A 25,052-nucleotide genomic window follows, 5' to 3' on the forward strand; every position below is an offset into this window, starting at 1 on the left:
ATGTACTCCACGGAGATCGAGGTGCGCACCGGCAGCGTGGCCGTGGTGCACGACCTGACCAAGGACGCCGAGACCTTCCTGCGCGACGCGGACGCCGAGGACGGGATCCTGCACGTCTTCGTCCCGCACGCGACGTCCGGGCTGGCGATCCTCGAAACCGGCGCGGGCAGTGACGAAGACCTGCTCACCGCGCTCGACGAGCTGCTCCCCCGCGACGGCCGCTGGCGGCACCAGCACGGCAGCCCCGGTCACGGCCGTGACCACGTCCTGCCCGCGCTGCTGCCGCCGTACGCGACGATCCCGGTGCTCGGCGGGGTGATGACGCTGGGCACCTGGCAGTCGGTCTGCCTCGTGGACACCAACCTGGACAACCCGGTCCGGCGTGTCCGCTTCAGCCTGCTGGAGGGCTGACCGGCCGGGCCCCGGCGGGGTTCAGCAGTTCCGGCACCTGACCCGTGACGACGGGCGCGGCCAACTCCGGAACTCCGCGGCAGGTACCCTCCCAGTAAGTCAACAGACGTTGAATTCGGTCCTCGGTAACGTCGGCAGCGTGACTACTCCGCATCGGCTAGTGCTGTGGGACATCGACCAGACCCTCGTGGACCTGCGCGGCATCGGCGCCGCCTGGTACGCGACCGCGCTCGCCGAGGTCGCGGGCGTCGAACTGCGGGAGCTGCCGAAGTTCGGCGGCCGCACCGAACGCGCCATCAGCGCGGACATCCTGGCCTCGCACGGCGTCGAGCCGACCGACGACAACGTGCGCAAACTCTGGCTCGCGCTGATCGCGGTCTCGGAGGACCATGCCCCGACGCTGTCCTCGAACGGCCGGGCGCTCCCTGGCGCCAAAGACGCGCTGAACGCCTTCGCCGCGCATGGCGGCGTCGTCCAGACACTGGTCACCGGGAACCTGCCGGAGATCTCCGTGCACAAGCTGACCGCGTTCGACCTGCACGAACACGTGGACTTCGAGATCGGCGGCTACGGCTCGCTCTCGGCGCACCGGCCGGATCTGGTGCCCGCCGCCGTCGGCCACGCTTCAGCGAAGCACGGCACCGACTTCGCGCCCACGTCGGTCGTCGTCATCGGCGACACCCCGGACGACGTGCGGGCGGCGCTCGACAACGGCGCCGTCGCGGTGGCCGTGGCGACCGGGCAGTTCAGCGCGGAGGAACTGGCCGACACGGGCGCGCACACCGTGCTCGACGACCTGTCCGACCTGGCAGCGGTACATGCGGCCGTGCTCGGGGGCGCCGACTAAACTCCCTCCATGGCATACCCAGGCGGCAACGGCTGGCCGGAGCAGCAACCGCAGCAGCCCTACCAGCAGCAACCCCCGCAACAGGGTTATCCGCCGCAGTACGGCCAGTACCCCCAGGAGCCGTACCAGGGTTACCAGCAGTTCCCGCAGCAGACGTACCAGGGATTCGCGCCGGAGCCGCCGAAGAAGAGCAAGAAGGGCCTCTGGATCGGCCTCGGCGCGCTCGTCCTGGTCATCGCCGTCGGCGCGACGCTCTTCTTCGTCCTGCGTGATGGCGAAGACCCGCAGCCACAGGCCGCCCCGCCGCCTTCGCCCGCGCCGTCGTCTTCGGCGCCTTCGGCGTCGAAACCGCCGCCCACGAGCAGCGGTGCCCAGAAAGACAACAAAGTGCCCTCGACGACGCCCGGCTGGCAGGGGATCCTGTCAGCCAAGGACAAGGTGGCCTACGACCTTCCGGCCTCCGGCTGGGAGACCAAACCGGGCCAGATCGTCGGCTACAACGAGGGCGAGTTCAAGATGGTCATCCACGAGGCGTCGACGTACAAACTCGGTGCCTGCCCGGATGCCCGAGGCTCGAACCGCGGTGTCGTCGGCTTCGCCACCGCGGACCAGATCCCGGTCGAAAACGCCGCCAGGGGCGCGGTCCGGCTCTGGATCCAGTCCGCCACCGGCAAGGCCGACGTCCCGCTGCCCGACATCAAGCAGGTCCCGATCGCGAGCGGGGCGATCCAGGCGGTCAGCTCCACCGGGACGTTCACCCCGGCCGAGACCGAGGACTGCCGGGCACCGAGCGTGAAGATCACCTCGGCCGCGTTCAAATCCGGCGACCAGACCATCTGCTTCGTGATGGCCATCGACCAGGGAACCCCCGACGCGCTGGCCGAGGCGGACGCCCAAAAGATCCTCGCGAGCTTGAGGCCACAGCAATGACCGGCCCCGGTGGGCACTCCGACGAACCGCGAACGTGGTTCGTCGATCCGCTCACCGGGCAGCCGCTCGAACCCGAATCCGAACAGACGAGCCCGCTCCCGGTCGTCCGGGACGCCGTCCCGCCGCGCCGTCGCTTCCGCCTCGGGCCGGCGCTGGGCATCTTCGGGCTGATCCTCGTCCTCGCGGTCGGCACCACGGCCACCTACCAGGCCAAGACCGCGCCACCGCCGTCCGCGCAGGACCTCGTCCTGCCCGACCCGACGCCGCCCAGCCGGATCGAGCCCGTGATCGAGGGCTGGCAACCCGTGCAGTCCGACGATCACCCGCTCGTTTTCGACGTCCCGCCGGACTGGAAGATCGAAGATCCCGACGTCGCCATCGGGTACGAGACGCCGGCCGGGGACCTCGTCACCCTCCAGGGGGTCGCCCGGTACCACCGCGACTTCTGCCCCGGCTCCGATCTCTCGGCGCGGGCGACGGCGGGGTTCACCACCATCGACGAGGGCGAGGTCGGCGGCGTCGCCCAGGCTGCGGAGGAAACGACCCTGCGCTGGGCCGAGGCCGCGTATGGCGCACTCGGCGGACAGTCGCCGAAGACCGAAATCGGCAAGGCCGGACCGGTGCGGGTCCTCGAGGGCGGCACGACCGCCACCGCCGTGACCACCACCGTCGTCCCCGCCCCGGACGCGCCGTGCCCGGCCCCCTCGGTCGCGATCACCGCGATCGCCCTCCCGTTGCGGGCGGTGCCCGGATCCGGCCGGTACCACGTCCTTCTGGTGCAGGCGGACCAGGAGATCCCCGACGCGGTAGCCAGGGACATCGTCCTCAAGATGGGTGAGAGCATCCGTCGCGAGTAGCACTCCCCTAAGGGAAATATGGGTCCCGTGCCGGATGTGTCCGACCGGCTCCCGCGCCTACTTTGATTCCATGCCAACAGGGGGAAGCGGGACGGCCGCGCCGGGCCGGACGCACAAGATCACCGCGGTGCTGAGGCACCGGCTGCCTTTCACGACCCTCGTCACGATGACCATGCTCGCGCTCGCCTTGGCCACGGGCGCGCTCTGGTCGGCCGCCGAGGATCGCGCGGTGTACCCGTACATCGCGTATGGGCTGCCGTCGCTCGAATCAGGCCGGTGGTGGACCGTGCTCACCGGACCGCTGTTCGCGGTCGTCCCGCTGTACTACCTGCCGATGGTGCTCAGCTTCGCGTTGTTCGCCGGATTCGCGGAATGGCGGCTCGGCACGCGCCGGGCGATGGCGATCGCCATCGGCGGTCAGTTCGTCAGCGTGCTGGTGGCCGTCCAGTTCCTGGCGCTGAGCCGCAACTCCGGCTGGGAGTGGGCCGAACGGATCGCCGGCACCCTCGACGTCGGGTTCTCCGGGGGCGCGCTCGCCGCGGTCGCGGTCGCCAGCGCCACCCTGCGCCCGCCGTGGCGCCTGCGGTTGCGCGCCGGGCTGTGCGTCTACGCCGGGATCGCGATCATCTTCGTCGGCACGCTCGCCGACCTCGTGCACTTCTTCGCCCTCGTCCTCGCCCTGCCGTTCGGGCGCAAGTTCCTCGGTTCGAAGGATCCGGGCCGTGAACGGCGGCCGAGCCTGCGCGAGTGGCGGTTCTACGTCGTGGCGGGCCTGCTGGTGCTGACGGTCGCCGAGCTGGTGATGGCCTTCGTACCGGGCAACGGCCCCTTCGGTTCGTCCGAGGAGCTCTCGCTCTCCACCTGGGAAGTCGTCATCCTGTGCCTGATCGTGGTGCCGATCATGAACGGCCTGCGCAAGGGCAGCCAGGTCGCCTGGTGGAGCGCGATGATCCTGACCTCGTTCGTCATCCTGCAGGTGATGGCCTACGGCGGGGTGCTCGCGCTGGCCGAGGTCTTCGGTGACGACGGCGGGCTGATGGATCCGCCGCTGTTCTTCGTGGACAACCTCCTGTGGACGGTCGAGTTCGCGTTGCTGATCTCGTCGCGGGGCGCCTTCCGGGTGCCGTCACGCCGCAAGCGCCGCCGTCTCGGCCGGATGGGCAACCCCGCGCTGGCCCGCACCCTGCTCAGCCGTCACGGCGGAAGCACGCTTTCGTGGATGACGACGTGGCCGCAGAACTCGTACTTCGTGGCCGCGGACGGCAAGTCCTACCTCGCCTACCGGCGCCACGCCGGGGTCGCGATCGCCCTCGGCGACCCGATCGCCCCGGACGGCGCCGCCGACCGCACGATCTCGGAGTTCATCACGATGTGCGAGAACACCGGTCTCGTGCCGTGCCTGTTCTCCGCCACCGGCGACACCACCGCCAAAACCGACGAACTCGGCTGGAAGCAGGTCCAGGTCGCCGAGGACACCCTGATCGAGCTGGAGACGCTGGAGTTCCGCGGCAAGCGCTGGCAGGACGTGCGGACCGCGCTCAACCGCGCCAAGAAGGACGGCATCGAGTTCCGGCTCGTCCGGCTCGCCGACCAGCCGCGCGCGGTGATCAACCAGGTGCGCGCGATCTCCGAAGAGTGGATCAGCGACAAGGGCATGCCGGAAATGGGCTTCACCCTCGGCGGGGTCGACGAGGCGATGGACCCCGAGACCCGCGTGGGCCTCGCGGTGGACGCCGACGGCGTGGTCCACGGCGTGACGTCGTGGATGCCGGTCTACACCGGCGCGGGCGCCGTCGGCGGCTGGACCCTCGACGTCATGCGCAAGCGTGCCGACGGATTCCGCCCGTCGATGGAGTTCCTGATCGCGTCGTCGTGCCTGGCATTCCGCGAGGAAGGCGCGAAGTTCGTTTCGCTTTCAGGTGCCCCGCTGGCGAGCTCCGGCGAACCCGCGCACGCCGTCGAGCGGGTGCTGGACGCGCTCGGCACGATGATGGAGCCGTTCTACGGATTCCGGTCGCTGCACGCGTTCAAGGCGAAGTTCCAGCCGCGGCACGTCCCGCTGTACCTCGCGTTCCGCGACGAAGCGGATCTGCCGCGGATCGGGATCGCGCTCGGCCGGGCCTACCTGCCGAACACCGGGCTGCTGCGGCTGGCGAAGCTCGCGCGCTCCGGCAGCAAGAAGCCTCAGCGCAACGTCGAAGGCGGCGGCGTGATGGTCTTGCGGTCCGCTTCCGGGACACCCCGGTAGGTCTTGAGGATCTTCAGGATCTGCTCACGGTCGGCTCCGCCCGGCGTGTCCTGGCCCGAATAGACGGCCAGGGCCGCCGAGGCGTCGCCCAGCTGCGGCGCGAGCACACCGATCAGGGCGCGCCGCTCGCCACACGGTCCCGGCGGGGTCACGACCTCGGCGAGCAGGATGCTCGCGGGGACCTTCTTGCCGGAACCGAGCGTGAACTCGGCCGCTTGGGGCGGTTCCAGGGTGATCTTGGCCGTGAGCGGGCCGTTCTCCGGGTTGTAGGCGCTGACGGCGAGGTCGTCGACCGCCTTCCGCGCCGCGGCGGCTGGGTCGGCGACCTTCACGTTCGCCACGCCACTGCCGCCGATCCTGCTTCGCTTCTCTTGCGGGCAGTAACCTTCACCGACGAAGGCACTGGCGACCATCGTGATGCCGGGGACCTGGGTGCCCTTCTCCCAGCCGTGGATCGTGCCGGGTTTCGGCGTCCAGTTCGGCGGGACGTCGTAGGCGTAGACGCCGTCCTTCCCGGCGACCGACTGCCAGCCTTCGGTCACCGGCGGCGCGATGACCTGCGGCGACGGCGTGTAGACGGTCGGGGTCCGGGGCGTCGGGGCGCTGCTGTCCGACGAGCGGTCGCTGTTGTTCGCGAGGGCGGCGACCGCGATGACACCCAGCGTGGCGAAGAAGCCGTACATGGCCCTTCGCCCGCTTCGCGACATCGGTTGCTTCGCAGGCTTCGGCGCGGGTTCCGGTTCTGCGGGAGCGGGCGAGTAGCCGGACGAGTCCGAGGGCTGATAGCCCCCGAACCCGTCCAGCGCCGCGTTGTCCTCGTAGCCGGGGGAATCCCCGCGCTTCTTGCCGAACATTACGAGCGGACGAGCTTGACCAGATGCTCCACGACCGCGTCGACGGCGATCTCCTCGCGGTCTCCGGTGCGGCGGTCCTTGACCTCGACGACACCGTTCGCCAGGCCACGCCCGACGACGAGGATCGTCGGCACGCCGACGAGTTCGGCGTCCGCGAACTTCACGCCAGGGGAAGCCTTGCGGTCGTCGAGGACGATCTCGATCCCGGCGGCGTTCAGTTCGGCGGCCAGCTTCTCCGCGCCGGCGGCGATCGTCTCGTCCTTGCCCGCGATGACGACGTGCACGTCGAACGGCGAGACCTCACGGGGCCAGACGAGGCCGAGATCGTCGTGGTTCTGCTCGGCGAGCACGCCGACCAGCCGCGAGACACCGACGCCGTAGGAGCCCATGGTGATGCGGATGGGCTTGGAGTCGGGGCCGAGCGCGTCCAGCGAGAACGCGTCGGCGTACTTGCGGCCCAGCTGGAAGATGTGCCCGATCTCGATGCCGCGCGCGGCGACCAGGGTGCCCTTGCCGTCGGGCGAGGCGTCGCCTTCGCGGACCTCGGCGGCCTCGATCGTGCCGTCACCGGTGAAGTCGCGGCCCGCGACCAGGTCGACCACGTGGTGGTCGCGCTCGTCCGCGCCGGTGACCCAGGAAGTGCCCTCGACGACGCGCGGGTCGAGCAGGTACCGGACGCCGTTGTCCTTCAGCGCCTTCGGGCCGATGTAGCCCTTGACGAGGAACGGGTTCTTGGCGAAGTCGGCCTCATCGAGCAGCTCGAACTCGGCGGGCTCGAGGGACACTTCGAGGCGCTTCGTGTCGACCTCGCGGTCGCCGGGGAGGCCGATGGCCAGCAGCTCCCACTCCTTCGCGCCCGGCTGACGGACCTTCACCAGGACGTTCTTGAGCGTGTCCGCGGCGGTGAAGGTGCGCCCGAGGTCCGCGTTGTTCAGGAACGCGACCAGCGATTCGATGGTCGGCGTGTCCGGCGTGTGATGGACCTTCGCCTCGGGCAGCCCCTCGACCGGCTTGGCCTCGGGCACGGGCGTGGTGACCGCTTCGACGTTGGCCGCGTAACCCGATTCGGTGCTGCGGACGTAGGTGTCCTCACCCGTCTCGGCGACGGCGAGGAACTCTTCGGAGGCCGAGCCGCCCATCGCGCCGGAGGTCGCCTTCACGACGACGTACTCGATGCCGAGGCGGTCGAACATCCTCGTGTAGGCCTGGCGGTGCAGCTCGTAAGACTTCGCCAGGCCCTCGTCGTCGAGGTCGAAGGAGTAGGAGTCCTTCATGACGAACTCACGGCCGCGCAGGATGCCGGCGCGGGGGCGCGCCTCGTCGCGGTACTTGGTCTGGATTTGGTACAGGACGACGGGATAGTCCTTGTACGAGTTGAACTCACCCTTCACGGTGAGCGCGAAGAGCTCCTCGTGCGTCGGGCCGAGGAGATAGTCGGCACCCTTGCGGTCCTTGAGACGGAACAGGGCGTCGCCGTATTCGGTCCAGCGGCCGGTGGCTTCGTAGGGCTCCCTCGGCAGCAGCGCGGGGAACTGGAGCTCCTGCGCGCCGAACGCGTTCATCTCGTCACGGACGACGTTCTCGATGCGGCGCAGCACCCGCAGGCCCAGCGGCAGCCAGGAGTAGCCGCCAGGGGCCACCCGGCGGACGTAGCCGGCGCGTACCAGGAGCCGGTGGCTCGGTACCTCGGCGTCCGCCGGATCCTCGCGCAGGGTGCGAAGGAACAACGACGACATCCTGGTGATCACTTCTGGGCTCCTCGCTGGAATTACCTGCTTAGACGTTCTGCGCAGCGTAGTCACCCCACCCAGGGACGGTTCAACCGGTTATCGCGGGCGCCCGGTTTTGTCGGTGGGTGTCGCTAGCGTGCCTGCATGGGTATCGAACTGGGCATGATCACGATCGACTGCGCGGATCCGCGCGGGCTCGCGGCGTTCTGGACGGAGGCGCTCGGGGTGGGAGTGGATCAGGACTACGAGGGCGAGTTCCTGATCCTGCACCCCAAGGCCGGGGCCGGGCCGGTGTTCGCGTTCCAGCGCGTGCCGGAGCCGCGCGTCGCCAAGAACCGGGTCCACATGGACTTCGTCAGCGAAGACAGGCAGAAGGAGGTGGAACGTTTGATCGGACTGGGAGCGAAGAAGGTGGACGAGCACGAGATGCCGGGCATCGCCTGGACGGTGCTGGCCGATCCGGTGGGCAACGAGTTCTGCGTCGCGACCCACGGCTGAGTCACGTCCCGCCGATCGCCGGTGTCGTCCGTCTGATCACGCGTGTCGTCCATCCGGTCACGAGCGTCGTCCGTCTGGTCCCGAGCGTCGTCCGTCTGATCACGCGTGTCGTCCGTTTGGTCACGCGTGAGATCCGTTGACGATCATCACCGCACCGGTAGGCCCACGGGGCGGCAATCGGCGCTGTCCGGGAAGACGTGCGCGCAGCCGTGATCAGCCGGACGACACACGTGATCAAGTGGACGACACACGTGATCAGCCGGACGAGACCATCGGGCCAGGCGTACCGGTCACGTCCGGCCTCGGTCAGAGGTCGTCCGGCTCGGGCATGAACTCGCGGACCTCTTGCGCGCAGCGGCAGGCGACGGCGATCTTGGCCGCCCACTCCAGCGCTTCTTCGCGCGTGGGCACGTCGACGATCGAGAATCCGCCGAGGTACTGCTTGCCCGCCGCGGGCGGGGCGTCGGTGACCGTCCCGTCGGTGGCCACCACGCTCGTCCCCTGCCGAGGTGTCAGTCCGCCCCCGAACACCCACACACCGGCGTCCATGGCGGCCCGGACCACGGTGACCGACGCTTCGGTCACGGCGGGCAGATCCTCCTCGGAGATCCGCATCGTGCCTTCGTCGAACGAGATCAGGTACTTGGTCACTTCCGACTCCTTTGTCTCCCCGGCCAGAGAAGAGAGTCTCGTACCTTCGGCTGTGGAAGGGCAACGGATTCCGCGGCGGGCCCTCTGGTCAGAATGGCGGCATGACGGAGCGAGCCATCCTGCCCTGGTCCGATATCGAGCTGCCCGAGGGCCTGAGCGCGCGGCTCTACGATGGCACCGGTCCGCTGCCGGACGGTGGACTCGATGACGCCGAGGTCTACGTGCTGCCGTACGACGCCGGTTCAGAGCCGTCGAAGCTGATCGCCCGGCTTCCGTCGCTGAAACTCGTGCAGGCGCTTTCGGCCGGGGTGGAGAAGCTGGTCCCGCTGGTGCCGGCGGGGGTGAAGCTGGCCAACGGCCGCGGCCTGCACGACCTCAGCGTGGCCGAGCACGCGCTGGCGCTGATCCACGCGTCCCAGCGGGATCTGCCGCGCTGGTTCGCGCAGCAGGTGAAGGCGTCGTGGGAGCGCGAGCACACGCGCTCACTGGCGGACAGCCGGGTGCTGCTCGTCGGCCACGGCTCGATCGGCCAGGCCATCGAGCGGCAACTGGTCGCGGCCGAGGCCGTCGTGACCAGGGTGGCGAGCACGGCCCGGCCCGCGGACCGCGTGCACGGTGTCGATGAACTGGCGGAACTGCTGCCGTCCGCCGACATCGTGGTCCTGATCCTGCCCGAAACGCCCGCGACCATGGGCTTGTTCGGTGCCGCGGAACTCGCCGCGCTGCCGGACGACGCCCTGGTGGTGAACGTCGGGCGGGGCTCGGCGATCGACACCGCGGCGCTGACGGCGGAGGCCGTCTCCGGACGGCTGCGTGCCGCGCTGGACGTCCTCGACCCGGAGCCGCTGCCCGCCGGGCATCCACTGTGGACCGCGCCGGGCGTGATCATCACGCCGCATGTCGCGGGCGGGTCGGCGTCGTTCTACCCGCGCGCGAAGCGGCTGGTCACCGAGCAGTTGCGCCGCTACGCCGCCGGAGAAGAACCGCTGCACGTCGTCGGCTGACGCACTCGACGCGGTGCCTCTGCCCGGCTCGTCCGCCGGGCTCGCGGCCAGGACGCGGACGTGACTCGCGTGATCAGACGGCGAACTCGCGTGCTTGAAAGCGGAACTCGCGTGACTGGAGGCGGAACTCACGCGTGCGGCGTCCGAGCACGCGAGATCCGGCTCCAAACACGCGAGTTCCGTGTCTGATCACGCGAGTTCGGCGCCGCGTCACCCCAGGTCGCCGGTTGCCCGTGGGGCAATTGGTCCTCTGAATGCGGTTTGGCCTAGGGCCAGTGAGTGCGGTACGCGAGCCAGCCGCGCATGGCCGCGGCGAGACGGCGCTGCGCCGCGCGGACCCCGGTCGTCGCGGGTGGTTCCGGTAGCCGGGACGCTCGTTCGGCGTGCCCGGCCAAGGCGACACCGAACGCCGTGACCGCCCAGACCGGGACCCCGGCGAGCACGGGGCGGCGCCGCAACAAGCGGTCGACGTCGGCGGGCTCGTGCCCGGCGTCGAGCAGATACGGCACGAGCGCGACCAGGTCGAGCCAGCCCGCGCCCCTCGCCGGATAGCGCCAGTCGGTGACGAGCACCCGGCCCGGCCCGGTCCGCACCAGATACTCGGGCTGGATGTCGTTGTGCAGCAAGGTGTCCCCTGCCGACCAGGGATGCCAGGAGGTCTCCAGCTGGACGAGCCTGTCGAGGTTGCGGACGGCCCAGCCGTCGAGGTCGTCCGGCGGCTCCTTCGCCAGTTCGTGCCAGCCGCGCAAGAGCGGGCCGAGATCGTCGAGCGCGTCCGGGACGTCGGGCAACGGGCACGGCGTGAGCGTGCGGCCGAGCGCGCCGAAGGTGGCCAGGACGGCGGAGAGGTCCGGCGACCCAGGGCGCAGGTTCGGCCTGGTGCCGTCGAAGTCGGCGAACACGAGCACCGGCCAGTCGCCGTCCACAAAGGACAGCAGCTTCGGCGTGGGAGCCTCCGGGGGCAGCCGCCGCGCGATGGCGGCCTCCGTCCGGTAGCCGCCCGCTCGCGGACTGCTCGCCGGGATGGCCTTCAGGAAGACCCAGCGCTGACCGCGTTCGAGTTCGAGCCTCGCGGCGACCCCGCCGTCGAATTCGGGGGTCTGCCACAGCGAACGACGCACCGCCGACCCGAGCTCACGCTCCACGGCGTCACGCGTCGCCGACGGCAGGTCATGCCAGCCGAGGCGTGCGGAAACCGGCAACGCCCTACCACCCCCAGCGATCTCTCCGAGAAGATCGACTGTACCGAAATACGCCCTTTCGGGTGACAACCGGTCAGGTAGGAACGGGCTTCACGTACCCAGCCCAGCGCTGATGCTCACTGAACCCGACACGCTCGTAGACGCCGAGAGCGCGGTGAGTGTTGTCCTGGTCGACGTTGAGCGAGGCCCGCTGGAAACCCGCCGCCTTGGCCTTGACGAGCGTGTGCCCGAGCAGCGCGCCGGCGATGCCGCGTCCGCGAAGGCCCGCGTCCGTCGCGACATGGCTGACGTACAGGTCTTTCACACCCGTCGCGGCCTCGTCGGAGGCGAAGAACGCGGTCAGCACCATCGCGACCACCCTGTCCTTGCCAGGGCTCAGCAGCAGGAACGACAGATCCGGCTGAAAATCCTTCGCGCCGACCACGAGATGCCGCCAGGCCTCCGGCGACTGCGCCGTGCTCCCCCAATGGTCCGCGAAGGTCTCGTTGCGGGACCGCAGGGTGAGTTCCTCGTACTTGTCCTCGTAAGCCACCAAGGGGAACTCCTCGGGCAGCGGCTTGACCGGCGGGATCGAGCCGAGGTCGGCCCGCATGTCGACGAACCACCGGGCGTGCTCGTACCCGGCGTCCACGAGGACCTCGGTGAGCCAGCGCTGTTTGGTGTTGGCGGCGGCGTGCAGTTCCAGCAGCGCGTCCGGATGGGACTTCGCGTGGACCTCTTTGCCCGTCTTCTCGAACCACCCCGTGAGACGCGCGGCGATCGCGTCGTCGCGGTACTCGGGATGGACGAGCGTCTCGACCCGCACCATATGCGCCGGATTCGCCGCGTCACGGCGCCTGAGCACACCGTAGGCGACCAGCTTGTCGCCGTCCCAGGCGCTGGTGGTCGCGGTCGGCAGGTCGATGTTCGGCGAGCCGATCTCCTCGGCGAGGTCCTCCGCGCTGTAGTGCTCTTCGATCGGCTCGACACGCTCCGCAGCGGCGAAGGTCTCGGCCAGTCGCGGCATGTCGTCCATGGTCAGCGGGCGCCAGGTCAGGCTCATGCGGAGGAGGCTAAGCCCGCGCCTCGGGGTGACGCACTCCATTTAGTTACGCTTCCGTGGTGCTCGTGCTGCTCCCCCCTTCCGAAACCAAGGCCGCCGGTGGCACCGGCGCGCCGCTGGATCTCGGCGCGCTGTCGTTCCCGGAACTGAACCCGACACGGGCCAAACTGGCCGACGCGTTGTCCGAGCTGGCGGCCGACGTCCCGGCCAGTGTGGCCGCGCTCGGCATCACGCCGCGGCAGGCCGACGAGGTCGCCCGCAACGCCGAGCTGTGGACCTCGCCCACGATGCCAGGGCTGCGCCGCTACACCGGAGTGCTCTACGACGCGCTCGACGTGAAGTCCTTCACCAAGGCGACGCTGGCGAAGGCGGAGAAGCGCCTCGCCGTCGCTTCGGCGCTGTTCGGCGTGGTCGCGGCGACCGACCCGATCCCCGCGTACCGGCTTTCCGGCGGGAACGCGCTGCCGTCGCTCGGGACCGTCCGCAGTGTGTGGAAGCCGGTGCTCGAACCGGTGCTCCAGGGCATCGAAGGGCTCGTCGTCGACCTGCGCTCCGGGACGTACTCGGGCCTCGCGAAACTCCGCCCGGACGCGGTGACCGTGCGTGTCGTGACCGAGGACGCGAAGGGCAACCGGACCACGGTGAGCCACTTCAACAAGGCCTACAAGGGACGGCTGGCCGCGGAGCTGGTGAAGTCCCGCGGTGAACCGTCCACTGTGGAACAGCTGCTGCGGGTGCTGTCGAAGGCCGGTCTCGACGTCGAGCGCACCGGCGACCACAGCATCGAACTACTCACCGGTGACGGCGTGCATTAGTTCCGTACCCCTACGGGCTTCTTCCTCGGTTGTTCCACCAGGCACGGATGCGGAAAGTGATTTCCAGCCACCTGGAAAGGAACCACCGTGAACAGAAGACAACGGCTGCTGGGGATCGCCACCGCCGCCCTCGGTTGCCTCTCGGTCCTCCTGCCCGCGCCCGCGGCCGCCGCGAACCTGCCCGCGGTCACCCCGACGGATCAAGCTGTCGTCCCCAGTGGACCGCACACGAACTCCGTCGGCGGCACGCCCGCCTCGGTCAAGGACCACCCGTTCATCATCGCGGGCCTGCGCCAGGGCGGCTCCCGGCCGCAGGGCCAGACGTGCACCGGTTCGGTCGTCGCGCCGCGCAAGATCCTGATCGCCGCGCACTGCAAGGCGGCCGAGGGTGAGAAGAGTTTCCTGTACGGACTGGACGATCTCAACGCCGGTGGCGGAACGCGGATCGGTGTCGTCAGCTACGACACCCACCCGAAGTACGTCAACTTCGACCAGGGTTACGACGTCGCGGTGGTCACCACGGACGCCGACATCCCGGTGCCGGGCGGCCAATACGCGAAGGTCGCGACGTCAGCCGACACGGACCTGAACAAGCCGGGCAAGTCCGGGCTGGGCCTCGGCTACGGCAAGAAGGACTTCAACGACGACACCCGCAACGTCGAACTGCACAAGTTCACCCTGCCGATCGTGCAGGGCAGCAGCTGCAACGGGGTCGGCGCGGGCTTCAAAGACGCGACGATGATCTGCAGCGGCTACAGCGACGGCCACGTCACCATCCTGCCGGGTGACAGCGGCGGCCCGCTCATCGTGGACGGCAAGGTCGTCGGCGTCGCATCGTGGAGCCGCAGCGACTTCAAGTGGTACAGCGTCTACGGCAGGCTCAACAACGACATGGGCGACTGGGTCAAGCAGCAGATCGGCGAGCCCCAGAACCCGGAGACGTTCTCCCTCGCGGTGACGCCGTCCTCGCTCAAGGTCGAGCCGGGCAAGTACGTTTCGGCGACGGTGACCAGCAAACCGGGCAAGAACGGCGCGGAGAAGGTCGATCTGAGCGCGTCGGGACTTCCGGACGGCGCGAAGGCCACGTTCCAGCCCGCGTCCATCAACTCGGGTGAGTCGGCGAAGGTGAGCATCGAGGTTCCCGCCGGGACGGCCGAAAAGGACTACGCCGTCACGATCTCAGGCAAGGGAACCGCCGACACGGCGACCGCGAAGCTGACGCTGACCGTGGGCAACGGCGGTCCGCAGCCCGGCGACCTCAAGGTCAGCGTGAGCCCTGGCAGCGGGACCGTCCAGCCAGGGTTCTTCAGCAACGTCACGGTTTCCGCCACCGGCGGGACCGGCACGATCACGCTTTCGGCGGCCGGACAGGGACTGCCGTTCGCGCCGTTCTTCAACCCGAAGACGATCTCGAGCGGCGGCAGCTCGACCATGCAGGTGGCCGCGCCCTTCCAGCGCGGCACCTACCCGGTGACCGTCACCGCGACGGACTCGGCGGGCAAGACCGCCACCGCCACCTACACCCTGACCGTCCAGTAAGGAGTCAAGTCCGTGAAGGCCTCCTTGAGGGACTCTGAGTCCCTCAAGGAGGCCTTCACGGACTTCAGGGTCGGGATAGCACTGCCATGGCGGCATTGTGACCGGGGATGCCGGAGACACCGCCGCCTCGTACGGCTCCGGCACCGCAGAGCAACAACCGTTCGTGAGCGGTCTCGACACCCCAAAGACCCACCTGAGCCGCATCGGCCGCGTAAGGCCACGACAGATCGCGATGGAAGATGTGTCCCGCGGGCAGTCCCAGTTCGGCTTCGAGGTCCAGCGGCGTCTTCGCCTCGATACACAACCGGCCGTCCGGCGCGCGCAGCACGCAGTCCTCGATCGGCTCCGCCAGCACACTGTCCAAAGAGGACAAAGTCGCCCGCCGCGCCTCTTCGCGCGCCTCGTCGTTGCGTCCCTCGAACAGCCGCGCGGGCATGTGCAGCCCGAACAGGGTCAGCGTCTGCACCCCGGCGGCGCGTTCGGCCGGGCCGAGGATCGACGGGTCGGTGAGCGAATGACAGTAGATCTCACACGGCGGCAACGACGGGATCCTGCCCGCGGCGGCCTCCGCGTAGGCCTTCGCCAGCTGCCCGTAACCCTCGTTGACGTGGAACGTGCCCCCGAACGCCTCTCGCGGATCGACCCCCGCGTCCCGCAACCTCGGCAGCCGTGACAGCACCATGTTCACCTTGAGCTGCGCGCCTTCCGGGGCTTCCGGCGGCTCCTCCCCCAGCAGGCGCGCGAGCGTCCGCGGCGCGACGTTCGACAGGACGTGCCCGCCGCGCACGGTGAACTCGTCGTCGCCGAGCCGATAGCGCACCGAGCCGTCCGGATCGAGGGACAGCACCTCGGCACCGGTCACCAGCCGCGCCCCCGCCGTCCGCGCGGCCGACGCGAGCGCCCCGGTCACCGCGCCCATCCCGCCGACCGGCACGTCCCAATCGCCGGTCTCGTTGCCGATCACGTGGTAGAGCAGGCACAGGTTCTGCCGGAAGTCACCGGCGTCGGCGAAGGTCCCGATCAGCGCGTCGGTCAGGACGACACCGCGCACGGTGTCGTCGCCGAACATCCGGGTGAGCGTTTCCGCGATCGGCCGTTCGAACAGCGCGTCCCAGGCCTCCGGGTCGATCATCGAACGTAAGTGTTCCCTGGAGACCAGCGGTTCGGTCAGCGTGGAGAACGTCGCTTCGGCGACCCGTGCGGTCATCGCGTAGAACCGTTGCCAAGCCTCGAAGTCCTTTGTGGACCCGGTGAGCGCGGAGAACGACGCCGAAGTGCGGCCGTCGTCGCCCGTGTCGACAAGGAGACCGCCGTCGCCGACAGGCGTGTACGACGACATCCGCCGCCGCCGGAGATCGAGCCCGAGACCGAGGTCCGCGATGATCTTGCGCGGCAGCAGGCTCACCAGGTACGAGTACCGCGAAAGCCGGACATCGACACCGGGGAAGGCCCGGAACGACACCGCTGCCCCGCCGACCTCGTCCCGGCGTTCCAGCACCAGTACCGAACGGCCCGCCCCGGCCAGATAGGCGGCGGCCACCAGGCCGTTGTGCCCGCCACCGACGATCACGGCGTCGTACGACTCCATCCAAGGCCTCCCAGCGAAAACGACAATGCGCCGCGGTCATGGTGACCGCGGCGCACCGCCGTTCGCAAGGACTCAGAAGGTGATGGAGAACCCTTCGATCGTCCCGCTGTCGAACCGGTAGACATCGCGGACCCGCAGTTTCCAGGTCCCGTTCGCCGGTTCGGACGAGGCGTTCACCGTGTACGACGTGTGCACGCCGCTCGCCTCGCCGATCCCTCCCGCCTGCTTGAGGCCGAACACCGCACCGCTCGGCCCGATCAGGTCTATCGCCAGGTCACCGGTGTAGGTGTGCGCGATGTCGACCTTGACCGGCAGCGTCGCCGACGCCTTGCCGTCGCAGCCTTCCTGCGTCACCGAACTGGTCACCGCGTCACCCGCGTCCGGAATGGACACCGGTGTCGTGTTGGACTTGGCACCGCACTTCGGGCCGGGGCCGCCTCCGCCGATGAACGAGACGTTCAGCAGCTTGTTCACCGTTCCGCTCGGCAGGCCCTTGAGCACGCCGTCCGAGGAGTTGTTCACCAGCGCGTCCCGCGTCTGCTGCGGGGTGGCGCCGGAGTTGGCTGACAGGTAGAGCGCCACCGCGCCCGCCACGTGCGGTGTGGCCATCGAAGTCCCGCTCATGTTCGCCGAACCACCGTTGGACGTGGACAGCGACGTGATGTTGCTGCCAGGGGCGAAGATGTCCACGCACGAACTGTGGTTGGAGAACGAGGACTTGTTGTCGTTCTCGTCCGAGGCGCCGACCGTGATCGCCTCGGGGATGCGGGCGGGGCTGACGTTGCAGGCGTTCTGGTTCTCGTTGCCCGCCGCCACCGCGTAGACGAAGCCCGCCGCGATGGACTTCTTGATGACGTCGTCGCCGAGCCCGACCTGGTCCATCTTCAGGCTCAGGTTCGCCACCGCCGGTTTGGTGCCGTTCGCGGTCAGCCATTCGGCCGCGTCGACGATGGCGGAGTCGGGACCGTTGCCCGAACAGTCGTTGCCGAGCACCTTCAGCCCGACGATCTTGACCTTCTTCGCCACGCCGTAGGTCTTGCTGCCGATGGTGCCCGCGGTGTGACTGCCGTGCCCGTTGCAGTCCTTCCCGTTACCGCCGACGAAGTCCTTGCCGATGGACGCGCGGCCTTCGTACTCCGGGTTGTCCGGGTTGATGCCGGTGTCCATGTCGTACGCGGTGACGCCTTCACCCGTGTTCGGGTACGTGAAGCTCTTGTCGCGCGGCAGGTTCTTCTGGTCGATCCGGTCGAGGCCCCAGGTGGGGTTGGCCTGGGTGCCGACGGCACGCGCGGTGCCGTCCTCATACACCGCCTTGACCGCCGGATCGGCCGCGAGGCGCCGGGCCTGCTGCTCGGACATGCCCTTGACCGAGAACCCGCGGAGCACGTTCTTGTACGCCGACCGGACCTCACCGCCGTAGCGGCTCGTCAGCGCCGCCGAAGACTGCTCGACGGCCAGGGTGCCGACGTCGTGGAGCACCACGATGTACTGGTTCCCGTAGTGCTGGTTCGCCTGCACGACAACGCCTTCCGCCTGCGCGGCGACGGCGTTGCCGGCGGCGAGCGCGGCGAGTGCGGTGACCGCGAAGGCCACCACACCGCCGCGCACGCCGCGGCGCATCAGAGACCTGCCACGTTCAGCAGCTTGTTGGTCGAACCGGTACCGGGGCTGGTCACGACGCCGTTGGTGGCGGCGGCGGCCAGACCGGAGGCCACGGCGGCGGGGTTCGCCGTCGGGTGCGAGGTCAGGTAGATCGCGGCCGCGCCTGCGACATGCGGCGTCGCCATCGAGGTGCCGCTCATCTGCTGGGTACCGCCACCGTTGCGCAGCGAGGTGATGTTGGTGCCGGGCGCGAAGATGTCGGTGCAGGTGCCGTAGTTCGAGAACGTGGACCGGCGGTCGTCGTTCTGCGTGGCGTTGACGGTGATGGCCTCCTTCACACGGGCCGGGCTGGTGGAGCAGGCGTTCGTGTTGGAATTCCCGGAGGCCACCGTGTTCGTGATGCCCGCCGAGACCGCGCGGCGCACGGCGGAGTCGACGCCGTTGTCGGCCGGGCCACCGAGGCTCATGGTGAGCACCGACGGGCCCTTGGCGTTCTTCACGACCCAGTCGATCCCGCTGATGATCTGCGAGTACTGGCCGCTGCCCTGGCAGTTCAGCACGCGGACCGCGACGATCTTGGCACCCTTGGCCACGCCGTAGGTGGCGCTGCCGACCGTGCCGGCGACGTGCGTGCCGTGCCCCTGGCAGTCCTTGGCGTCGCTGTCGTTGTCGATGAAGTCGTAGCCACTGGACGCGCGGCCGCCGAATTCGGACTGGCCGTAGTCGACGCCGGTGTCGACAACGTAGACCGTCGCGCCCGCGCCGTCATTGGGGTAGGTGTACTTCTTGTCCAGCGGCAGCTTCTGCTGGTCGATCCGGTCCAGGCCCCAGGTCGGGTTGTTCTGGGTACCGGTCATGTGCGCGACCGCGTCCTGCTGGACGAAGTCGACATTGGGGTCGGCGGCGAGCCGTTTGGCCTGAGCCTCGGTCATCTTCGCCGAGAAGCCGTTCAGCGCGGCGCTGTAGGTCGCCTTCACCTGGCCGCCGTACTTGGCCGCGAGACCGGCGTCGCCGCTCTTCAACGAGACGATGTACCCGTCCGTGACCGCGCCCGGCACACCGGCGCCGAGGATCTGCCCCTCGGCGGCCGTCGCCGATCCGGCGAAGGCCAGCGAGGCCGTCACACAGGCCCCGGCGAGTACCGCACCCGCGATCCGGTGACGTCGAAGTTCTCCACGCATTTCCTGAGCTCCGTTCACTCGAACAGGTGGTTCGCGCCGGCGTGATTCCCGACCGGCGCCGTGACGAGCAGTCACGCTGGAATCACTTTCGGGTGGTAACACCTGCGCGAACAAGCGAGGCAACAGTCCGTAGGACTACGTATCTAATGGGGAAACCCACCGTCCCTACGAAAGTTGTGTGACCGTCCGAGCGGGTTCCGTGATCACCGAACCCGCGCATAAGCTGCGTTCACTCGAACGGTGTTGTTCGTGAAGCGGGGGTGACCCGGCATGGTGATCGGTGGCTGCCGACGCAGGACGAGTTCGCCAGTGCTCGTCGGCCGTGATGCGGAACTGAACGAGCTTCTCGACGGCGCGATGCGCTCGCCGTCGGTGATCATGCTCGAAGGCGAAGCCGGGGTGGGCAAGACCCGGCTCGCCACCGAGCTGCTGGCCTGCCCCGAACTCGCCGGACGGCCGGTCCTCAGCGGAAACTGCCAGCCGCTGCGCGAACCCTTCCCGTACGGCGTGGTCTTCGACGCGCTGAAGGACGTCCGCCCGGCTCGCGAACTCAACCCCGTGACCGGCGTGCTCGGGCCCTACCTGCCGGAACTCGCGGCCTGCCTGCCCGCGCCACCACCCCGGCTCGGCGATCCCCGCGCCGAACGGCACCGGCTCTTCCGCGCCGTCCGGGAACTGCTCGGGGCGCTGGGCCCGCACGTCCTCCTCATCGAGGACCTCCACTGGGCGGACGACGGCTCCCGCCGCCTGCTGCGGTTCCTGATGACCGACCCGCCCGCGGGCCTGACCCTCTTGCTCACTTACCGGCGTGAAGAGACACCCGGCGGCATCCCGCTCGGCAGTGCTTATCGCCCGGCGCCCGGCACCGCGCACGTGTTCGTCACCCTTCGCCCGCTCGACCGCGAAGGCGTCCAAGCGCAGGTGTCGGCCCTGCTCGGCGAGGCGAACGTCTCGGCCGAGTTCGCCGCGCGGCTGCACGAACGGACCGCGGGGATCCCGTTCGTGGTCGAGGAGGTCGTGCACGCGATCGGCGGTGTCGAGGGCGCGGTGCACGCCGACGGCGCGACCGCGCGGCGCCTGCTGGACACGGTCGAAGTCCCGGCGCTGCTGAGGGAGGCGACGGTCGAACGGCTCACCGCGCTGTCGTCGACGGCCCGGCGGATCACCGAGGCGGCGGCCGTCCTCGGCACACCGTCCACTTCGGACCTCCTGACGGCCGCGGCCGCGATCGCCCCCGAACGCGCCCGCCGCGCGCTCGTCGTCGCGCTCGAACGCAACGTCCTGGTGGAGACCGGCGAGGGTACGTACGGCTTCCGGCACGCGTTCGCCCAACAAGCCGTCTACCGGGCCATTCCCGGCCCCGACCGCCAGGAACTGCATCGGCGGGCCGCGCGGCTGCTGCGCGACCGCCTCCCGCAGTCCCTGGTGCGGCTCGCCGAACACTGCCGCAAGGCAGGCGACCGGGCCGGTGCCCTGAAGTACGGCGAAGCGGCGGCGGATCAGGCGTCGACGGTCGGCGATCTCGCCACCGCGACGGATCTGCTCCGCACCCTGCTCGACGAACCGGGACTGCAACCGTCCGATGTGGACAGACTGGCGGTCAAGTTCAGTTCGGTGGCGTGCAACGGCCTCGCGCAGACCGAGGTCGTCCCGGCACTGGAGCGGCTGCTCACCGACGGCAGGCTGTCCGGACGGCTGAGCGGCGAGGTCCGGCTGGGGCTCGGGCTGCTGCTGGTGCGCCAGGCAGGCGGGCTGGAGGCGGCGAGGACCGAGATCGAGATCGCCGTCAACGACCTCGCCGACCGGCCCGACCTGGCCGGACGCGGGATGGGCGTGCTCGCCCAGCCGTGGGTCGGCGCGACTCCGCTGCGGGAGCACCGGCGGTGGATGGACCGGGTGGACGAGCTTATCCACCAGGCGACCGATCGCCGGTTGAAGATCATCCTCCTGGCCAACAACGCGGCGTCCCGGCTGCACATCGGGGACGCGCGCGGCTGGGACATGCTGGACCGGGCGCCCACCAGCGTGGGTTCGCCCGACGAACAGCGGCATCTGTCACGGCTGCACTGCAACAGCGCCGACGCCTGCGCCTGGACGGGTCACCACCGGCGGGCCAGGAGCCTCCTGCACAGCGGGATGCAGCTGGCCGCCGACTGCGGGGCGCCGTACGTCGTCAGCACCGCCAGCGCGACTGCCGTCCACACCGACTGGCTGACCGGGAACTGGGACGGCCTCGCCGAACGGGCCGACGCGCTGATCGACGAGTACCGCGACCTCCTGCCGGTGACCAGCGAACTGTGCCTGGTGCTCGGCCTGCTCGCCGCCGCCAGAGGGGAATGGGACGAAGCCGCGGCCCGGTTCGCCGGGACCGCGGCGGATCAGCCGGAGAACGCGTTCACGCCGGTCGCGATCGCCGCGCACGCCGGGATGGCGGGCATGCTGCTCGCCCAGGACCTCGGCGAGGCCGCCGTCACCCAGGCCGAAAAGGGATTGGAACTCTTGCGTGCCAAGGGAGTCTGGGCCTGGGGCGCGGATCTGCTCGTGGCCGCCGTCGACGCCTACTGCGCCACCGGGCGGGACGATGAGGCGCAGACGCTGACCGACGAGTTCGAACGCGAGATCGGCGGCCTCGACGCGCCGTCGACCCGTGCCGCGCTGGCGGCGAACCGCGGGCTCATCGCGGCGTCCCGCGGCGACCACGCGGACGCGATCAAGGCCTTCGAGCAGGCGCGGACGCTGTTCGAGGCCCTCCCGGCGCCGTACCACGCGGCGCTGATCGCCGAACGGGCCGCGCGCTGCCGCCTGGCCGGGAACGAGGACGTCGCCGAGACCTTCGCCGCGCTCGCCGAGTCGTTCGACCACCTCGGCGCCACCCGCGACGCCGCGCGCTGCCGCCACGCGTTCCGGTCCACCGGTGCGGTCGCCCCCTCCCGGCGCGGCCGCCGGGGCTACGGCGACGAGCTGTCCCCGCGCGAGCGCGACGTCGCCCGTCTGCTGGCCGCCGGGCACACCAACCGGGAGATCGCCGAGGTGCTGTTCCTGTCGCGGCGCACGGTGGAACAGCACGTCGCGAGTGTGCTGCGGAAGCTGAAGGTGCGGTCGCGGAATGAGCTGGCCGGCCTTCGGTCGGCCTAGAACCTGTCGACGTCGATGACCGCTTTGGCGAACTCCTCCGGTGCCTCTTGCGGCACGTTGTGGCCGATCCCGTTCAGGATCCGGTGCTCGTACTTGCCGGAGAACTTCGACCGGTAGGCCTTGCCGTCGGTGTTCGGGCCGTCGAAATCGCTGCCGATCGTGATGGTGGGCACCGAAACCGCCGGGCCCTTGGCGAGTTTTTGTTCGAGGGCGTCGAGTTTCGGGTCGCCGTCGGCAAGGCTGAGCCGCCAGCGGTAGTTGTGGATCACGATGGCCACGTGGTCCGGGTTGTCGAAACAGGCGGCCGAACGGTCGTAGGTCGCGTCGTCGAAGGCCCACTTCGGCGACGCGACCTTCCAGATCAGCTTGTTGAAGTCGTGGCGGTTCTTCGTGTAGCCGAGGATCCCGCGCTCGGTGGCGAAGTAGTACTGGTACCACCAGCCGAGCTCGGCGGCCGGAGAAAGCGGTTCCTTGTTCGTCTCCCGGTTCGTGACCAGGTAGCCGCTCACCGAGACGAGCGCCTTGCAGCGCTCGGGCCACAGCGCGGCGATGATCACGGCCGTGCGGGCGCCCCAGTCGAAGCCGCCGAAGACGGCCTTCTCGATCTTGAGGGCGTCCAGCAGCGCGACGACGTCGGCGGCGATCGCGGACTGCTGGCCGTTGCGGAAGGTGTCCTTCGACAGGAACCGCGTCGGCCCGTAGCCCCGCAGGAACGGCACGATCACCCGGTACCCGGCCGCGACCAGGCGCGGGGTGACGTCGACGTAGCTGTGGATGTCGTAGGGCCAGCCGTGCAGGAGGACCACCACCGGACCGTCCGCGGGACCGGCTTCGGCGTACCCGATGCTCAGCTCCCCGGCGTCGATCTGCTTGAGCGGGCCGAACGAGGTGTTCCCGCCGGTGGTGGCAGATGCCGCCGCCGGTGCGGCCGCGGGCTGGGCCGAACAGCCTGCCACGGTGGCTCCCGCCGCCGCGGCGGCGACGGCCTGTGCGAACCTTCTCCTGCTGAGCATCCTGAGTCCTCCCGCGAAACGCCTGGTACGGGATGAAATTAAGGGTGCGGCGGTGGACGCGGCGACCGTCGGACGACGTCACCGGTGTACGTCACCCGTACTCCAAGGATCGAGGCGCGAAGTCGTCGCGCCAGGTGTCAAGTCCGTGAAGGCCTCCTTGAGGGACCAGTATTTGCTTACCCATTGGTGCGGTTGGCGGTCGGGTGTGGAGGATTTGGGACGTTCAACGTCCTGGATCTTCCACGCTCGGTCTCGTTGATGAGGGACTTGGGATAGTGAACGTCTCAATCCTTCACAGGCGGGCGCTGTTTCGTCTTGGTGCCGGGCGGGGCTTGTGCTGGGCGGCGGTGTGGTCGACGGGGGAGGATTCCGGCCGTTGAACGTCCGGAATCCTCCCCCGTCAGGTTCATGGCAGGCACGACCTTGATCAACGGAGGATCGGGGACGCTGAGCGTCCCGAATCTTCCGTTGATCAAGGTCTGTGACCGGAACACACCCGCGCAACTACCACCCTCGCGCAGGTCAGGCACAGGTGAACAAATACCGGGCCTCCTTGAGGGACTTGAATCCATGCAGTGGCGCGCAGCGTCTCCGTTGAGGGTGGCGGCGGGGGCATGGACCGCAAGGAGGCCTTCACGGACTTTCGACTCGCCTTCGGGTTAATTCGGTTGCGCGCGTCCGGCGGAGTCCGGGATGATCGTCCGCGATCCGGCAGGAGCCGGTGGATGCGACAGGGAGGTGCCTCGTGCTGATGACTGTCCGGGGCGTTGTCCGCCCCCATCCACTCGCCCCTCGCGGCTGAGCGCGGAGTACACGACGCTCGCCCGGTGGGGCACCCCTGACTAGGAGAACCCACCAGTGCGCAAGCACGATCTCGAAGAGTCTTACGAACAACGTCCTCGGCGCGCCCGTCGAGCCCGCTTCGACGACGAGCCCGAACCCGCCCGCGGCGGGCGGCTCACCGAAGCCGAACGCGTCCGGCTCGCCCGGCTGCGTGAGGACGCCTACACCGAAACGGCCATCCCCGACGGCGCCGACCGCTGGAGCACCTGGGGAGAGGCCGAGCACGGGCCGCAGCCCCGGCCCGACTGGGTGCTCACCGAACTGGCGGCGGTGGACACCGAACTCGGCATCCTCAAAACCGGCAAGGAGGCGGACGTCCACCTCGTCCGGCGCAACCTGCCCGGAACCGAGGGCACGGTGCTGGCGGCGAAGCGGTACCGCAGTGGCGAGCACCGGTTGTTCCATCGCGACGCCGGCTACCTCGAAGGCAGGCGGATGCGGCGTTCGCGGGAGATGCGGGCCATGGAGTCGCGCAGCAGCTTCGGCCGCAACCTCATCGCCGAGCAGTGGGCGGTGGCCGAATTCGGCGCGCTGAGCAGGCTGTGGACGGTCGGCGCCCCGGTGCCGTACCCGGTGCAGCGCGACGGTACCGAGCTGCTGCTGGAGTTCCTCGGCGACGGCGAGGTGGCCGCGCCGAGGCTGGCGCAGGTCCGGCCGGAGCCGGAACAATTGCGGGAGCTGTGGTTCCAGACCTCGGCGATGCTGGAACTGCTGGCGTCGCAGGGGCTCGCGCACGGCGACCTCTCGGCGTACAACCTGCTCGTCCACCACGGGCAGATCATGGTGATCGACCTGCCGCAGGTGGTCGACATCGTCGCCAACCCCGGCGGACTCGAGTTCCTCGCGCGGGACGTGCGGAACATCGCCGCGTGGTTCCACTCACGGGGACTGCCGGAGCAGTTGACGTCGGTCGCCGAGCTGATCGAGGAACTGCAAGAGATCGCCGGTCTCCGCTGACCGTCCACAGTGTCATGAAGGGGTCGTTTCCGACGGATCACGCCGGGAACGACCCCTTCATGACACGCCGGGAGAACCCGTGGCGGAGACCCTGCCCACAATCGG

At 69.5% G+C, this 25,052-nt stretch carries 20 protein-coding genes; 11 read left to right on the plus strand and 9 right to left on the minus strand.

What is annotated here, in order from left to right:
* The 5 genes from AMYAL_RS0106485 (at position 1) to AMYAL_RS0106505 (ending at position 5,293) form a co-directional block, all read left to right on the plus strand.
* Positions 1-411: a secondary thiamine-phosphate synthase enzyme YjbQ gene (locus tag AMYAL_RS0106485; RefSeq protein ID WP_020630497.1), complete on the plus strand. Its 411-nt coding sequence runs from the start codon at positions 1-3 to the stop codon at positions 409-411.
* A gap of 160 nt (positions 412-571) precedes the next feature.
* Positions 572-1,258 (plus strand): HAD hydrolase-like protein, encoded by a 687-nt coding sequence (locus tag AMYAL_RS0106490; RefSeq protein ID WP_020630498.1) that lies wholly within the window; start codon positions 572-574, stop codon positions 1,256-1,258.
* 9 nt (positions 1,259-1,267) lie between these two features.
* Positions 1,268-2,188, plus strand: coding sequence for a DUF8017 domain-containing protein (locus tag AMYAL_RS0106495; protein WP_020630499.1), 921 nt, complete (start codon positions 1,268-1,270; stop codon positions 2,186-2,188).
* The gene (locus AMYAL_RS0106500; RefSeq protein WP_020630500.1) at positions 2,185-3,045 is read left to right on the plus strand and encodes a DUF8017 domain-containing protein; all 861 of its coding nucleotides are present in this window, start codon (positions 2,185-2,187) and stop codon (positions 3,043-3,045) included. Before AMYAL_RS0106495 ends, AMYAL_RS0106500 begins: the two co-directional genes overlap by 4 nt.
* A gap of 70 nt (positions 3,046-3,115) precedes the next feature.
* Positions 3,116-5,293 carry a bifunctional lysylphosphatidylglycerol flippase/synthetase MprF gene (locus tag AMYAL_RS0106505; protein ID WP_093976687.1) on the plus strand — a complete coding sequence of 726 codons (2,178 nt, stop codon included), beginning with the start codon at positions 3,116-3,118 and terminating at the stop codon, positions 5,291-5,293.
* Here the strand turns inward: AMYAL_RS0106505 and AMYAL_RS0106510 are convergent.
* Complete coding sequence (locus AMYAL_RS0106510) at positions 5,230-6,147, minus strand: DUF8017 domain-containing protein (RefSeq protein WP_020630502.1); 918 nt, start codon at positions 6,145-6,147, stop codon at positions 5,230-5,232. The genes AMYAL_RS0106505 and AMYAL_RS0106510 overlap by 64 nt on opposite strands.
* A complete protein-coding gene (locus tag AMYAL_RS0106515; RefSeq protein ID WP_020630503.1) occupies positions 6,147-7,895 on the minus strand; it encodes a proline--tRNA ligase in 1,749 nt (582 codons plus the stop codon). Before AMYAL_RS0106515 ends, AMYAL_RS0106510 begins: the two co-directional genes overlap by 1 nt.
* A gap of 126 nt (positions 7,896-8,021) precedes the next feature.
* Between AMYAL_RS0106515 and AMYAL_RS0106520 the strand changes: the two genes are divergently transcribed.
* The gene (locus AMYAL_RS0106520) at positions 8,022-8,375 is read left to right on the plus strand and encodes a VOC family protein (RefSeq protein ID WP_020630504.1); all 354 of its coding nucleotides are present in this window, start codon (positions 8,022-8,024) and stop codon (positions 8,373-8,375) included.
* Between the two features lie 306 nt (positions 8,376-8,681).
* Here AMYAL_RS0106520 and AMYAL_RS0106525 read toward each other — a convergent pair whose 3' ends face one another.
* On the minus strand, positions 8,682-9,026 hold the full coding sequence (locus AMYAL_RS0106525; protein ID WP_020630505.1) for a YciI family protein: 345 nt from the start codon (positions 9,024-9,026) through the stop codon (positions 8,682-8,684).
* Between the two features lie 101 nt (positions 9,027-9,127).
* Between AMYAL_RS0106525 and AMYAL_RS0106530 the strand changes: the two genes are divergently transcribed.
* Positions 9,128-10,030, plus strand: coding sequence for a 2-hydroxyacid dehydrogenase (locus tag AMYAL_RS0106530; protein WP_020630506.1), 903 nt, complete (start codon positions 9,128-9,130; stop codon positions 10,028-10,030).
* 266 nt (positions 10,031-10,296) lie between these two features.
* Here AMYAL_RS0106530 and AMYAL_RS0106535 read toward each other — a convergent pair whose 3' ends face one another.
* Both AMYAL_RS0106535 and AMYAL_RS0106540 read right to left on the minus strand, forming a co-directional pair.
* Positions 10,297-11,232 (minus strand): phosphotransferase family protein, encoded by a 936-nt coding sequence (locus tag AMYAL_RS0106535; RefSeq protein ID WP_020630507.1) that lies wholly within the window; start codon positions 11,230-11,232, stop codon positions 10,297-10,299.
* A 73-nt stretch (positions 11,233-11,305) separates the two neighbouring features.
* Positions 11,306-12,274 carry a GNAT family N-acetyltransferase gene (locus tag AMYAL_RS0106540; protein WP_020630508.1) on the minus strand — a complete coding sequence of 323 codons (969 nt, stop codon included), beginning with the start codon at positions 12,272-12,274 and terminating at the stop codon, positions 11,306-11,308.
* 59 nt (positions 12,275-12,333) lie between these two features.
* Between AMYAL_RS0106540 and yaaA the strand changes: the two genes are divergently transcribed.
* Positions 12,334-13,089, plus strand: coding sequence for a peroxide stress protein YaaA (yaaA, locus tag AMYAL_RS0106545; RefSeq protein ID WP_026466797.1), 756 nt, complete (start codon positions 12,334-12,336; stop codon positions 13,087-13,089).
* 87 nt (positions 13,090-13,176) lie between these two features.
* Positions 13,177-14,628 (plus strand): trypsin-like serine protease, encoded by a 1,452-nt coding sequence (locus tag AMYAL_RS0106550; protein ID WP_020630510.1) that lies wholly within the window; start codon positions 13,177-13,179, stop codon positions 14,626-14,628.
* A 64-nt stretch (positions 14,629-14,692) separates the two neighbouring features.
* Here the strand turns inward: AMYAL_RS0106550 and AMYAL_RS0106555 are convergent, their stop codons facing one another.
* The 3 genes from AMYAL_RS0106555 to AMYAL_RS0106565 all read right to left on the minus strand — a co-directional run bounded on the left by AMYAL_RS0106555 (position 14,693) and on the right by AMYAL_RS0106565 (position 18,999).
* On the minus strand, positions 14,693-16,216 hold the full coding sequence (locus AMYAL_RS0106555; RefSeq protein WP_020630511.1) for a phytoene desaturase family protein: 1,524 nt from the start codon (positions 16,214-16,216) through the stop codon (positions 14,693-14,695).
* A 72-nt stretch (positions 16,217-16,288) separates the two neighbouring features.
* Entirely contained in the window at positions 16,289-17,836 is a 1,548-nt protein-coding gene (locus tag AMYAL_RS0106560; RefSeq protein ID WP_020630512.1) for a S8 family peptidase, read from the minus strand.
* Positions 17,836-18,999, minus strand: coding sequence for a S8 family peptidase (locus tag AMYAL_RS0106565; protein WP_020630513.1), 1,164 nt, complete (start codon positions 18,997-18,999; stop codon positions 17,836-17,838). Before AMYAL_RS0106565 ends, AMYAL_RS0106560 begins: the two co-directional genes overlap by 1 nt.
* A 309-nt stretch (positions 19,000-19,308) precedes the next feature.
* On the opposite strand from AMYAL_RS0106565, the gene AMYAL_RS0106570 reads away from it, so the two are divergent.
* Complete coding sequence (locus AMYAL_RS0106570) at positions 19,309-22,134, plus strand: ATP-binding protein (protein WP_020630514.1); 2,826 nt, start codon at positions 19,309-19,311, stop codon at positions 22,132-22,134.
* Here the strand turns inward: AMYAL_RS0106570 and AMYAL_RS0106575 are convergent.
* On the minus strand, positions 22,131-23,147 hold the full coding sequence (locus AMYAL_RS0106575) for an alpha/beta fold hydrolase (protein WP_020630515.1): 1,017 nt from the start codon (positions 23,145-23,147) through the stop codon (positions 22,131-22,133). The genes AMYAL_RS0106570 and AMYAL_RS0106575 overlap by 4 nt on opposite strands.
* A gap of 858 nt (positions 23,148-24,005) precedes the next feature.
* Between AMYAL_RS0106575 and AMYAL_RS0106580 the strand changes: the two genes are divergently transcribed.
* Positions 24,006-24,947 carry a serine protein kinase RIO gene (locus tag AMYAL_RS0106580; protein ID WP_020630516.1) on the plus strand — a complete coding sequence of 314 codons (942 nt, stop codon included), beginning with the start codon at positions 24,006-24,008 and terminating at the stop codon, positions 24,945-24,947.
* The last annotated feature ends 105 nt before the right edge of the window (positions 24,948-25,052 follow it).

Source organism: Amycolatopsis alba DSM 44262 (assembly GCF_000384215.1).
In the GTDB taxonomy this organism is placed as follows: Bacteria; Actinomycetota; Actinomycetes; order Mycobacteriales; family Pseudonocardiaceae; genus Amycolatopsis; species Amycolatopsis alba.